Annotated in this window: 11 protein-coding genes; 7 read left to right on the plus strand and 4 right to left on the minus strand. The window is 72.9% G+C overall.

The genetic code is table 11. The features are described 5' to 3' along the window. Positions 1–25 precede the first annotated feature (25 nt). The gene (locus ACQKIP_RS26290) at positions 26–481 is read right to left on the minus strand and encodes a tellurite resistance TerB family protein (protein WP_365862249.1); all 456 of its coding nucleotides are present in this window, start codon (positions 479–481) and stop codon (positions 26–28) included. Between the two features lie 109 nt (positions 482–590). On the opposite strand from ACQKIP_RS26290, the gene ACQKIP_RS26295 reads away from it, so the two are divergent. Then, positions 591–1268: a transcriptional regulator gene (locus ACQKIP_RS26295; protein WP_365862251.1), complete on the plus strand. Its 678-nt coding sequence runs from the start codon at positions 591–593 to the stop codon at positions 1266–1268. 24 nt (positions 1269–1292) lie between these two features. Here ACQKIP_RS26295 and ACQKIP_RS26300 read toward each other — a convergent pair whose 3' ends face one another. Further along, positions 1293–1937 (minus strand): TetR/AcrR family transcriptional regulator, encoded by a 645-nt coding sequence (locus ACQKIP_RS26300; protein WP_365862253.1) that lies wholly within the window; start codon positions 1935–1937, stop codon positions 1293–1295. A gap of 145 nt (positions 1938–2082) precedes the next feature. Here ACQKIP_RS26300 and ACQKIP_RS26305 point away from each other — a divergent pair, with 145 nt between their 5' ends. Both ACQKIP_RS26305 and ACQKIP_RS26310 read left to right on the plus strand, forming a co-directional pair. After that, the gene (locus tag ACQKIP_RS26305; protein WP_365862255.1) at positions 2083–3531 is read left to right on the plus strand and encodes an APC family permease; all 1449 of its coding nucleotides are present in this window, start codon (positions 2083–2085) and stop codon (positions 3529–3531) included. 17 nt (positions 3532–3548) lie between these two features. Beyond that, positions 3549–5177 (plus strand): amidohydrolase, encoded by a 1629-nt coding sequence (locus tag ACQKIP_RS26310; RefSeq protein WP_365862257.1) that lies wholly within the window; start codon positions 3549–3551, stop codon positions 5175–5177. On the opposite strand, the gene ACQKIP_RS26315 is transcribed toward ACQKIP_RS26310, so the two are convergent. Beyond that, entirely contained in the window at positions 5152–5832 is a 681-nt protein-coding gene (locus ACQKIP_RS26315) for a 4'-phosphopantetheinyl transferase family protein (protein ID WP_365862259.1), read from the minus strand. The two genes, ACQKIP_RS26310 and ACQKIP_RS26315, sit on opposite strands and share 26 nt — an antisense overlap. Positions 5833–5933: 101 nt before the next feature. Here ACQKIP_RS26315 and ACQKIP_RS26320 point away from each other — a divergent pair, with 101 nt between their 5' ends. The 4 genes from ACQKIP_RS26320 to ACQKIP_RS26335 all read left to right on the plus strand — a co-directional run bounded on the left by ACQKIP_RS26320 (position 5934) and on the right by ACQKIP_RS26335 (position 10747). After that, the gene (locus ACQKIP_RS26320) at positions 5934–6560 is read left to right on the plus strand and encodes a YigZ family protein (protein WP_365862261.1); all 627 of its coding nucleotides are present in this window, start codon (positions 5934–5936) and stop codon (positions 6558–6560) included. Positions 6561–6657: 97 nt separating this feature from the next. Beyond that, positions 6658–9015 carry an FHA domain-containing protein gene (locus ACQKIP_RS26325; RefSeq protein WP_365862263.1) on the plus strand — a complete coding sequence of 786 codons (2358 nt, stop codon included), beginning with the start codon at positions 6658–6660 and terminating at the stop codon, positions 9013–9015. 11 nt (positions 9016–9026) lie between these two features. After that, positions 9027–9725, plus strand: coding sequence for a hypothetical protein (locus ACQKIP_RS26330; RefSeq protein WP_365862265.1), 699 nt, complete (start codon positions 9027–9029; stop codon positions 9723–9725). Next, the gene (locus tag ACQKIP_RS26335; protein WP_365862267.1) at positions 9725–10747 is read left to right on the plus strand and encodes a serine/threonine-protein kinase; all 1023 of its coding nucleotides are present in this window, start codon (positions 9725–9727) and stop codon (positions 10745–10747) included. Before ACQKIP_RS26330 ends, ACQKIP_RS26335 begins: the two co-directional genes overlap by 1 nt. Here ACQKIP_RS26335 and ACQKIP_RS26340 read toward each other — a convergent pair. After that, a complete protein-coding gene (locus ACQKIP_RS26340) occupies positions 10744–11940 on the minus strand; it encodes a streptophobe family protein (RefSeq protein ID WP_365862553.1) in 1197 nt (398 codons plus the stop codon). The two genes, ACQKIP_RS26335 and ACQKIP_RS26340, sit on opposite strands and share 4 nt — an antisense overlap. Positions 11941–12166: the final 226 nt, after the last annotated feature.

Genomic DNA, 12166 nt, shown 5'->3' on the forward strand with positions numbered 1-12166 from the left:
CAGGCGGTACACCGATCCGGGCCGGTCAGAGGTCGAACTCGTGCGGCGGCAGGTCGAGCGCGAAGCACGCCTCCCGGACGACCGCGCGCTCCGTCGGGTCGAAGTCGCCGTCCGCGCCGCCGATGACGATGCCGATCTGGATCACGGCGCGCGCCTCGGCGGGCTTCTTCTTCGCCTTGGCGACCTCCTGCAACAGGCTGACCTTGCCGAAGTCGAAGTCGGCGGTCAGCTTGTCGAGGTACGTGTCGAAGCGGCGCCGCAACTCGTCGGCGGGGAAGTTCTGCAGCACCTCGTTGGTGGCGATGAGCTGCGCCACGCGCTGGCGTTCGGACGCGTCGATGGTGCCGTCCGCGGCCGCCACGAGGGCGCACATCGCCATACTGGAGTCGCGGAAGGCGCCGCTCTTCAGGTCGTTCTTCTTCGCCATGAGCTGGGTCTGCATCGTCGATGCGGATTCCTTGACGCGGTCCCACAGGGCCATGAGAGCTCCGTATGTCGGTGTGTCGGTATGTCGAGGTTTCTTGTTTCTACAACAGTGTAGAAGCTAGCAGGCGGGCCGGGAGGTCCGCCCGAGGCAGGGAGAACAGGCGATGACCCGGACCGCACAGGAACTGCTCGACGCCGTGACGGCGGAACTCGCGCCGGACCCGGCGGCCAACCCGCTCGTCCCGCGGGTCGCGGACGGCACCGCGAACCGTTCCGCGATCACCGCTCTCGCCCTGGAGCAGCGCTCCGTGATCCCCGCGGACCGGCGCTCGTTCCTGCACCTGGCCGCACGCTCGGCGGACGCGGGAGAAGCCGAGTGCGAGGCCTTCTTCCGCACGCTCGCCGAAGGGGAGACGCTCGCCTTCGAGCGGCTCGACGCCCTGGTCGCGGCATGCGGGGTGGACAAGACCGACGCCGACTCGTACGAGCCGCGCGCGGGCTGCCAGGCCTATCCCGCCTACGTGGCCTGGCTCGCCCTGAACGGCGCCCCCGCCGACGTGGTCCTCGCCCTGACCGCCAACTTCGCCGCCTGGGGCGCCTACTGCGCCACCCTCGCCCGCGCCCTCCCCGACCACTACGGCTTCAGCGATGAGGCCTGCGGGTTCTTCGCGTTCTTCGCCGAGCCCGCACCCGACCTGGAGCGGCAGGCACTCGCCGCGGTGGGCGCGGGCCTGGGCCGCGGCCTCGACACGACCGGGTCGGCCCTGCGCTACGGCAAGCTCCTCCAGCGCTACGAGGCGATGTTCTGGGAGACCCTCGCCGACCCGGCGCGCGGCCTCTGACCGCAGGTCCCGCGCTGCCGGAAGCTACTCCCCGCGCAATTCATCCAGTTGCGCCACGAGTCCGCGGATCAGCGCGTCGAGCCCCGAGGCGAACGCCTCGTCGGCGCGCCCCGCCTTGCTGCCGCCCGCGGTGCTCGCCAGTGCGGCCGCCAGGACGGGCACCCGCGGCGTGTGCCCGGCCGGTTCGATCATCAGAGGCGGTGCCACGAGGTCGAGCGCCGAGCCGAGGAGGAACGATTCGACGCTGGTCAGCGCCCCGGTCAACCGCTCCTGCGGCCATCCGCCGCGGGCAAGGGCGGCCACGACCGTCTCGTACATGCTCAGGGTGGCCGGCGAACTGATGGTCGTGGTGGCGAGCAGCTCGACGGCGTGCGGATGCCGGGCGAAGGCGTCGCGGTACGAACGGGCCCACGCGGCAAGGGCGTTTGGCCACGGCAGCGTCCGGAACGCGGAGACGTCCATCTCCTCGACGATCAGACGCCGTACGCCTTCGATGATCTCGGCGCGGCCGTCCAGGTGGTTGTAGAGCGAGGCGGTCTTCACCCCGAGCCGCGCGGCCAGGCGGGGCAGGCTGAAGGCGCCGGCCCCCTCGGCGTCGATCAGCGCGAGGGCCTCGCGCGCTATCAGGTCCGCGCCGAGCACCGGTACGCGCGGTCTGCCTCTGCCCATGATCCCGCAACTCCCGTAACTGGGTTCTGTGGACGCGGTCTTCACAGCCGCCCGCGTGCAGAGTACGGTCCTGGCGACCCGGACTAAAGGCTTTAGTTTTCGGGCCGCCCCTGCCCGAGCCCCCCCAGCAGGCCGGAGTCCCCGCGTGAGCGAACCCACCCCCCACGGCGCCAAGGGCCTGAGCGGCGGTGCCGTCGGCACCGGTGACCTCGTCTTCTTCGTCGTGGCCGCCGCCGCGCCGCTGACCGTGATGGCAGGAGTGGCACCCCTCTCCATCGGCATGGCGGGCCGGGCGGCGCCGCTCGGCTATCTCCTCTCGGGGCTGCTGCTCGTCGTCTTCGCCGCCGGGTTCACCGCGATGAGCCGCTTCGTGCGCAACGCGGGCGCCTTCTACGCCTACATCGGCCGCGGGCTCGGACGCCCGGCGGGAGCGGGATCGGCGTACGTCGCGCTCTACTCGTACAACGCCATCGAGGCCGGACTGCTCGTCGCCTTCGGATGGTTCACCGAGTCCGGCTTCGAGGACCTGACCGGGGTCCGGGTGGCCTGGTGGATCTGGGCGGTCGCCGGGCTCGTCGCCATCGGGGTGCTCGGCTATCTGAAGGTCACGTTCAGCGCCAGGGTCCTCGGTGTCGCCCTGGTCCTCGAAGTCCTCGTGCTCCTGGTCTTCGAAGCCGGGCTGTTCGCGCACGGGGGAGGTCCACAGGGCCTCGACTTCGGCACGCTCTCCCCGGAGCACCTGGGCGGCGCGGGGGTGGGCGGCATGTTCGTGCTCGCTGTCGGCGCCTTCGTCGGGTTCGAGGCGACGGCCATCTACGCGGAGGAGGCACGGGAGCCGGAGCGCACGGTGCCGCGTGCCACCTGCATCGCGGTGGCGTTCCTCGCCCTCTTCTACACCTTCACGGTATGGATGATCATCAACGCGTACGGGGCCGACCGCGCGCAGGCCGTCGCCGAGGGGGATGGCGGCGCCGACATGGTCTTCACGGCCACCGGGCGGTTCGCCGGGGCATGGGCCGCCGACTCCATGCACGTACTGATCATCACCAGCGCCTTCGCCGCGACCCTCGCCTTCCACAACGGCGCCGCCCGCTACTTCTACGCCCTGGGCCGCGAAGGCCTCCTGCCGCGCAACCTCGGCACCGTGTCCCCCAAGACGCGGGCACCCGCCACCGCGGTCGTCACGCAGTCGGCCGTCGCCCTCGCCGTGGTCGCGGTGACCGTCGCGAGCGGCGCGGACCCGTACACCGTCACCTTCCTGTGGAGCAACGGCTCCGGCATCCTCGGCGTCATGCTGATGCAGGCGCTGGCCGCGCTCGCGGTGTACGGATTCTTCCGGCGCGACCGCAGGGGCATGCCCGCCTGGCGGGTGGTGGCCGCCCCGCTGACCGCCTGCGCGGGCCTCGCCGTACTGATCGCCCTGGTGTGTGCCAACCTCGATCTCCTGACGGGAGCTTCGAGCGGCGTCAACGCGGTGCTGATCGCGCCGCTGCCCGTGCTGTTCGCGGCGGGAGCGGCACTGGCCCTGCGGATCCGGCGGCGCGCACCGCAGACGTACCGACGGCTGACGACAGTGGACGCCGAGAGCGTGTGACAGAGGGGCGGAACAGCATGGCGGACGGGACGGCGACGCGGGTCTTCCTGGGGCGGGTGCGCACCGGAAGCCCCGCGCACGGAGACACGACGGCACTGGCCGTACGAGACGGACGCGTCGTCGCGCTCGGGGACGAGGCCCGCGCGCTCGCCGAAGCGGCCGAAGACGTCGTCGAGTTGGGGGACGGGCTGCTCATGCCCGCCTTCGGCGACGGCCACGCCCACCCCCTCTTCGGGGGTCTGGAGAGCTTCGGCCCGCAGATCAAGGACCTCGCCTCGGTCGACGCGATCGTCACGGAAGTCCGCCGGTGGGCCGAGGCGCACCCGGACGCGGAGTGGATCGTCGGCGCCTCCTACGACCCCGCGCTCGCGCCCGACGGGGAGTTCGATGCCCGGTGGCTCGACGCCGCCGTGCCGGACCGGCCCGTCGTGCTGCGGGCACACGACTACCACACGGTGTGGTGCAACACCCGGGCGCTGCACCGGGCCGGCGTGCGCGACACGACGCCGGATCCGCGCCTCGGCTGGATCGTCCGGCGCCCCGACGGCTCGCCCCTGGGCACCCTGCGCGAGTGGCACGCCTGCGACCTGGTGCTCGACCAGGTGCCGGCCCGCGACGAGGCCGAACTCGTCGAAGCCGTGCGCCGCGCGGGTATCGCGTACGCGCGAGCGGGCATCACCTGGGTGCAGGACGCCTGGGTCGAGCCGGAGACGGCCGAGGCCTACCTCGCGGCGGCCCGGCACGACGCGCTGAGCGTGCGCGTCGACCTGGCCCAGCGCGCCGACCCCGACCGCTGGCGCGACCAGCGCAAGCCGTTCGACGCCATGCGCGCGCGTGTCACTGCCGAGGGCGGCCCGATGCTGTCGGCGCGCACGGTGAAGTACTTCAGCGACGGCGTGATCGAGGGCGGGACGGCCGCCCTGCTCGCCCCCTATCTGGACGCGCCGCACAGCTGCGGCATGCCCGTGTGGGAGCCGCGGGCGCTCGCCGAAGCGGTGTGCGCGTTCGACGCCGACGGCTTCGAGACGCACATCCACGCCATCGGCGACGCGGGCGTCCGGGCGGCGCTCGACGCGGTGGGGGCCGCAGTCCTGGCCAACCCCGCCAGGGACCGCCGCCCGGTGATCACCCACGTCCAGCTCGTCGACCCGGCCGACCTGCCGCGCTTCGCCGCGCTCGGCGTCATCGCCAACTTCGAGCCCCTGTGGGCACAGCCCGACCCGCTCCAGACGGAGTTGTCGATGCCGCGGATCGGCGGCGAACGGTCCGACCGGCAGTACCCGATGGGAGAGCTCGCGCGCGACGGCGTGCGGCTCTCCTTCGGCAGCGACTGGCCCGTCAGTTCGTACGAACCCCTTGAGGGCATCCAGGTCGCGGTCACCAGGCGCACCTTCGACGGAGCCCCGGAGGGCGGCTGGATCCCGCATCAGCGGCTCACCGTCGAGCAGGCCCTTGCCGCGGCCACCAGCGGTGTCGCCCACCAGGCGGGCGCGGACGACCGCCTCGCCCTCGTGCCCGGTGCGCCCGCCGACCTGGTCCGGCTCTCCGCCGACCCGCGCACCGTGGACCCGATGGCCATCCGGCACGTAAGGGTGCTCGGCACGTGGCTCGGCGGTGCTGCTACCTATCGGGCGAGGGAGGAGTGAGCGGCAGGACGATGGCGGTGACGGCGATACCGTCACGTATCAGCCAAGACCCCCTGAAACCGGTCAGCTCGCGCCCTTCCACCCGCGGCCCCGGCACCAGGAGGTCCGCGGTGAACGTGCCGTCCGCGGCCAGGTCCACCCGGGCGTCCTCGAAGCCGAGCCAGCGCCCGGTGAGCGGGAACCACGTCTTGTAGACGGACTCCTTGGCGCTGAAGACCAGCCGGTCCCAGGGGACGTCCGGATGCCGGACGCCGAGCCCGGCAAGCGCGGTACGCTCCGTCTCGTCCGTGACCAGGTTCAGGACATCGGGGTCGGCGAGCGGAGCGGCCGGCTCCGCGTCGATGCCGACGGACGAGACCGCCGAGTCGCGGGCCACGACGGCGGCGCGATAGCCCGTGCAGTGCGTCATGCTGCCCACGATGCCGTCCGGCCAGCGCGGCGCGCCCTTGGGGCCCGGCAGGATCGGCACGGGCTCCACGCCCAGCCCGGCCAGGGCGCTGCGGGCGCACTGGCGCACCGTCGCGAACTCGCGGCGCCGCTTGTCCACGGCCCGCGCGACGGCGTCCGCCTCCTCGGGGAAGAGGAAGGGATCGGCCGGGTCCTCGCGGGTCTCCACGACGGTCACGGGGGCGGCGGCGAGCAGCGTTCCCAACACGTCGGTGCTCCGGGGGACTTGGCGTACGCGATTCTCGGGTGACGTCACAACGGATCACCGTACCGGGGCCGTGGCCTGCGCGGGGGCCCTACTCTGGCGGGATGCACGACGAGTACCGCACAGTGGCCCGCGAGGCCGTGCACGAGACCGAGATCAACCGCTCGCGCTTCCTGTGCGCCCTCGCGCCCGCGGCCACCGAAGAGGAGGCGCAGGACTTCGTCGCCCGCATCCGCAAGGAACACCCGTCCGCCTCGCACAATTGCTTCGCCTACGTCATCGGGGCCGACGCCGGGGTGCAGAAGGCAAGCGACGACGGGGAGCCCGGCGGTACCGCCGGTGTGCCGATGCTCCAGATGCTGATGCGCCGGGACATGCGCTACGTCGTCGCCGTCGTGACCCGCTACTACGGAGGGGTCAAGCTCGGCGCCGGAGGGCTGATCAGGGCCTACGGGGGAGCGGTCGGCGAGGCGCTCGACGCGGTGGGCACCCTGACCCGCAGGCGCTTCAGGCTCGCCACCGTCACGGTCGACCACCAGCGCGCGGGCAAGATCCAGAACGATCTGCGGTCGGCGGGGCGCGAGGTGCGCGACGTGCGGTACGGCGACTCCGTGACCATCGAGATCGGCCTGCCCGACGCCGAGGTGGAGGCCTTCGCCGCCTGGCTCGCGGACGCGACCGCGGGCAGCGCGCTCTTCGAGCTCGGGGGAGAGGCGTACGGGGACGCCTGACCTCGGGGGGCGCCTGACGTGGGGAGGGGTGCTTCACGCGGGGAGGGGGTCTGCCGCCGGGCGGGACACCTGACGGCCAAATGGGTAGAATTCGGGCATGGGAGAGCGCCCTGTAGCGCCGACCGCGCCCGAACTCGTCCTGGAGACCGACACCGGTTCCACGGTGATGAGTCCGAGCCGGGACTATCACGTCGGGCGCGATCCACTGAGCGACATCGTCATCGACGACGCCCGCGTCTCCTGGCACCACGCCGTCCTGCACGCCGAGCTCGACCACTGGACGATCGAGGACGAGCACAGCACGAACGGCACGTACGCCGACGGGCGGCGCATCCACGAGTGGGGCGTGGGCCCCGGCAGCGTCCTGCGCTTCGGCAGCGTCGCCGACGGCCCGCGTGCCGTGCTCGTCGGCCGCGAGCCTCCCGCGCCCGCCGCGCCCGAGCGCCCCTCCGCCGTCCGCACGCCCTCGGCCACCGGCACCTTCCGCCGGCCGACGAGCGTGCGCCCGCTGCCCGCGCGTACCGTCCGCATCGGCCGCGCGGCCGACAACGACCTGGTCATCGACGACCTGGTCGTCTCGCGCCGCCACGCCGAGCTGCGAGTCCTCGCGGACGGCTCGTACGAGATCGTCGACCTCGGCAGCCACAACGGCACCTATCTCAACGGCCAGCCGGTGGCCCGCGCCCCGGTCGCGCCGGGGGACATCGTCGGCGTCGGCCACCGCGCGTACTGCCTCGTCGGCGATCAGCTCCAGGAGTACGTCGACACCGGCGAGGTGTCGCTCGATGTCCAGGCGCTGACCGTCGCCGTAGACCGGGGCCGCAAGACGCTCCTCGACAAGATCTCCTTCCCCGTCGGGGAGAAGTGCCTGCTCGCCGTGGTCGGTCCCAGCGGCGCGGGGAAGTCCACCCTCCTCAACGCGCTCACCGGCCTGCGCCCCGCCGACGACGGCACCGTCCTCTACGACGGCCGCGACCTCTACCGCGACTACGCCGAGCTGCGCCGGCGCATCGGTCTCGTGCCGCAGGACGACATCCTGCACGCGCAGCTCACCGTGCGCCGGGCCCTCGGATACGCCGCTGAACTGCGCTTCCCCCAGGACACCGAGAAGGCGGAACGCCGGGCTAGGGTCGACGAGGTGATCCGCGAGCTGGGCCTGGAGCAGCGCGTCGACCAGCCCATCCACAGCCTCTCCGGCGGACAGCGCAAGCGCGTGAGCGTCGCCCTTGAGCTGCTCACCAAGCCGTCCCTGCTCTTCCTGGACGAGCCGACGTCCGGGCTCGACCCCGGCATGGACCGCTCGGTGATGCACATGCTGCGCGGCCTCGCCGACGACGGCCGCACGGTCATCGTCGTCACGCACAGCGTGCTCAGCCTCGACGGGTGCGACCGGCTCCTCGTGCTCGCGGCGGGCGGCAGGATCGCCTACTACGGGCCGCCGGGCGACGCGCTGCCGTTCTTCGGCTTCGAGGAGTGGCCCGAGGCGTTCGAGGCCTTCGAGGGGGACCGCGACCGGGACTGGGCGGGGGAGTACCGGCGCTCGCCCTTCCACCAGCAGTACATCGTCAACTCCTCGGCGCAGCCGCCCCTGCCGCAGGGCGCCGCGGCTCCGGTCGCCGCCTACGCGCCACCGCCGAAGGCCCAGAGCTGGGGTGCGCAGCTGCGGACGCTGGTGCGGCGGTACACGGCCGCGCTCGGCGCGGACCGGACGTTCCTCGCGATCATGGTCGCGCTGCCGTTCGTGATGGGCGCCATGGCCCGCGCCTTGGCCGGGAGCAGGCTGACGCAGGAGACGGCGATGAACGCGCTGCTCATCCTCTGCGTGGGCGGAGTCCTGACCGGCGCGGCCAACGCCGTGCGGGAGCTGGTCAAGGAGCGGGTCATCTACCGGCGCGAACGGGCCGTGGGGCTCTCCAGATCGGCGTACCTGATGTCCAAGGTCGTCGTGCTCGGCACGATCACCGTGCTCCAGGCCGTCGTGCTGACCCTGGTGGCGCTGCTCGGCGTCGACCTCAACGCGCCCGGCGGCGAGGGCGTGCTGATGCCGCCGCTCGTCGAGATCACCCTGGCGGTGGCCCTCCTCGCGTTCACGGCCATGATGCTGGGGCTCCTGGTCTCCGCCCTGGTGCGCAAGGAAGAGGTGACGATGCCGCTGCTCGTGCTCCTGGCCATCGTCCAGGTGGTGTTCTGCGGCGCGCTCCTGAAACTCCACGGGGTGCCCGGTGTGGAGCAGTTGGCGTGGCTCGTGCCCTCGCGGTGGGCGCTGGGCGCGATGGCGGGCACCATCGGGCTCGGCAGGATCGTGCCGGGAGAGCTGACGGCCGATCCACTCTTCCGCCACTCCGCGGGCATCTGGCTGGTCAACATGGGCATGCTGCTGGTTCTCTCGGCCGTCTTCGGATACGTGGTCGCCAGGCTCCTGAGACGGCACGAACCCGCCGTCATGCGGAAGTAGGGGCGGACGGGATGACCACCGCGGAGTTCCGGCCCACACATGTCGTCCCCCAGGACGGGCTGCCCGCCTGGGAGGCACCCGACGCGAACCGTCCGACGTCGCCGCTCGACGCGCTGCTGCCCGTGCAGGTGGCCGAGCGGCTCGGGGACTGGGGCCGGATCGTCTGCGCGAACGGCTGGTCGGCCTGGGTCGACGCCCGCCTCCTGATCGCCGTCCCGCGCGACCCGCCGCCCGCCGGCCAGCCCTTGACCCGCACGGCGGACCCGGACCCGCTCCTGGCGCGAACGGAGGAGGCGCTGGGCCGCTACCGCCGCGCGACGCAGGAACTGGCGAGCGGCGGCGCGGACGGCGAGACCTTCCGCGGTCGGACGCGCGGACTGCGCGTGGGCATGGTGGTGGACGGCGAGTCGATATGGCTCTACGACGCCGAGCATGAGCGGTGGGTGTACTGCGACGGGACGCAGCTCAGCACCTACGCGGCGGGAGAGGGCCCGAGCGTCCACGGCGACGGGGCGGACGGACCGGACCGGACGTCTGAGACGCCGCAGGCCGTGGGCGCGGTGGGCCCGGAGCCCACCCAGGTGGTCGAAGCCGTGGCCGGTCCGGGGTCCGCGCCCGCCGCGCCCGCCTCGTACGACGAGGACGCCACCCGGCGCATCCCGCCCCTCGCGGTCGACCCCGATCCGCCGGTCCGGTCCGGTGAGGGCTGATGGGGACCGCGCCGCGCGACGACGTGTCGGCGGGAGCGAGCGTCCATTCCGGGCGGCCCTCCGAGCTGGTCGGGCAGCAGATCGCCGGGTACCGCGTCGAGCGTGAGATCGGGCGCGGCGGCATGGCCGTCGTCTACCGCGCCAAGGATCTGCGCCTCGACCGGACCGTCGCCCTGAAGCTGCTCGCCCCCGAGCTCGCACGCAACGACACCTTCCGGCAGCGCTTCACGCACGAGTCGCGGGTGGCCGCCGCGATCGAGCACCCGCACATCGTGCCGGTCTTCGAGGCGGGCGAGACGGACGGCGTGCTCTACATCGCCATGCGGTACGTCCCCGGGCTCGACCTGCGCCACCTGCTCGACGAGTCGGGCCCGCTCCCTGTCGGCGCCGCCCTGCGCATCGCCGCCCAGGTGGCCTCCGCGCTCGACGCGGCCCACGACCACGGCCTGGTCCACCGTGACGTCAAGCCCGGCAACATCCTTGTGGCCAAGGGCACGGACAGCGACCACCCCGAGCACGTCTACCTCACGGACTTCGGCCTGACGAAGAAGTCCCTGTCACTGACCGGGTTCACGACCGTGGGGCAGTTCGTCGGAACCCTCGACTACGTGGCGCCCGAGCAGATCTCGGGCCGCCCCGTGGACGGGCGGTGCGACGTCTACAGCCTCGCCTGCGTCGTCCACGAGACCATGGCCGGCGGGCCGCCCTTCCAGCGCGACGACGACATGGCGCTGCTCTGGGCCCATCAGTACGACCAGCCGCCCCGCCTGACGGAGAAGCGCCCCGAGGTCCCCGCCGCTCTCGACGGGGTGCTGGCGAAGGCGCTGGCCAAGAGCCCCGACGACCGGTACGGCTCCTGCATCGAATTCACCGCCGCGCTGCGTGCCGCCGCCACGGGTGGCACGCAGGGTCACCCCGCGACCCAGGTGGACGTCCGGGTCGTGGGGGCCTCCGCCGCCCCGGGAGCGCCTCCGGAGCCGCCCCGCTGGGCGCGGCCGGTCTTCCGGCGGCTGCCGGGCTAGGGCCGGGAGCGTGCGTCCTTCTCCACCTCACCGTGTCGGTGGACCCTGCGGGTGAGCAGACCGCCGATGAAACCGGTGACCAGGCCCCAGGCCACGGCGAGGATCAACGCCGTCCCCAGCTGCGGATCCAGCTTCACCAGGCCGGACAGGCCGCCGCCGAGATCCCCGATGCCCAGGATCGACAGGCCGAAGTGGGCGAGGACACGGGCGAGCAGGCAGACGGCGAGCACCGTCAGCGTCAGCGCCACCGCCATGTGGACGGCGTGCTGCCAGGCGCGCATCCGGGCGGGCGAGCGCGCCGCCATCAGGAACGCGGTTCCCAGGACCATGACCGCCGCGACGACGAGGAGCCACCACACCCGGCCGTCGTGCTCGGCGAGCGTCCGCAGGCTGAGCGTGGAGTCGTCCGGAGTGCGCAGTACGTCGTCCAGGACGCGCGGCATGGGCAGTCCGAAGGGCCCGTCCACGCGGCCTTCCCAGGACACGCCGAGTCCGACGGTGAAGGCGAGCCAGACGAGGTTGGGCAGCCCGAGCAGCAGGACCGCGAGTGTCTCGGCCGCATGCCCCTTGGTCGCCGCCACGACCAGGCCGACGACGAGCCCCAGGGCCACGTACGCGAGCAGCAGCACGACCATGGCGTAGGCGGCGGGCCGCACCGACTCCTGGAAGCGCAGCAGGCGGGCCGGGAGCGGGGCCCCGCGCGAGACGAGCAGCGCCACGGCGAGGACGCCCACCAGCCACAGCAGCCCGAACAGGACTGTCAGCGGCACGTCGGTCTCGAAGCCGACCTGGGGCGTGGCCCCCAGCAGATCGCCGATGTCGGCCGCGTCCCCCTCCCCGAGATCGATGGTGAACCGGTGGCGGGCCAGCAGGCCGATGCCGAGCAGGAGCACGACCCACAGCACCGCGAACCGCGCGGCCCAGCCGCCCAGCTCCCTCGCGTCGGCGACGGCCCGGTGCCGCAGCGGCCGCAGGAACCCGGCGGCGATCACCAGGGCCCCGACGAGGGTGACCGAGAGGGGGAGCACGGAGAGCCCCGCATTCGTCCCGGCGATCGCCCCCGCGTCGCCGGAGAGCCCGACGGAGCCGCCGACCGCCATCACGACGACGGCCGCGACGACGCTGGGGAACGCGCCGCCGGGCAGGTCCGCTGCTCCTGCGGCCCACAGTCCGAGCGCGGCGACCACGGCCATGGCCAGCAGCGCGGCGAGCACGGTGACAAAGGCGTGGGGCCAGCCGTGGGGGGCCCGCCCTGGGGGTTTCTGGTCGCTCACGTTGTCACGCTAAGCAGCGCCGGGGGAGCCCGCCCGCTGAGAGGGCCGACCGCGTCGGCTTGCGGCTCCCCGGGAATCGGGACACACAATAGGCATATCACAGGAGAATTCGTACAGCGTGTGTCCCCTGCGCAGGGAGAGAAGC

The organism is Streptomyces sp. NPDC059900 (genome assembly GCF_050270335.1).
Lineage (GTDB): Bacteria > Actinomycetota > Actinomycetes > Streptomycetales > Streptomycetaceae > Streptomyces.

Bases quoted from the DNA above. Each gene is read 5' to 3' on its own strand.
- ACQKIP_RS26335 (WP_365862267.1), top strand. From the start codon at position 9,725: ATGGGGACCGCGCCGCGCGACGACGTGTCGGCGGGAGCGAGCGTCCAT.
- ACQKIP_RS26330 (WP_365862265.1), top strand. From the start codon at position 9,027: ATGACCACCGCGGAGTTCCGGCCCACACATGTCGTCCCCCAGGACGGG.
- ACQKIP_RS26295 (WP_365862251.1), top strand. From the start codon at position 591: ATGACCCGGACCGCACAGGAACTGCTCGACGCCGTGACGGCGGAACTC.
- ACQKIP_RS26300 (WP_365862253.1), bottom strand. From the start codon at position 1,937: ATGGGCAGAGGCAGACCGCGCGTACCGGTGCTCGGCGCGGACCTGATA.
- ACQKIP_RS26290 (WP_365862249.1), bottom strand. From the start codon at position 481: ATGGCCCTGTGGGACCGCGTCAAGGAATCCGCATCGACGATGCAGACC.
- ACQKIP_RS26320 (WP_365862261.1), top strand. From the start codon at position 5,934: ATGCACGACGAGTACCGCACAGTGGCCCGCGAGGCCGTGCACGAGACC.
- ACQKIP_RS26340 (WP_365862553.1), bottom strand. From the start codon at position 11,940: ATGGCCGTGGTCGCCGCGCTCGGACTGTGGGCCGCAGGAGCAGCGGAC.
- ACQKIP_RS26325 (WP_365862263.1), top strand. From the start codon at position 6,658: ATGGGAGAGCGCCCTGTAGCGCCGACCGCGCCCGAACTCGTCCTGGAG.
- ACQKIP_RS26310 (WP_365862257.1), top strand. From the start codon at position 3,549: ATGGCGGACGGGACGGCGACGCGGGTCTTCCTGGGGCGGGTGCGCACC.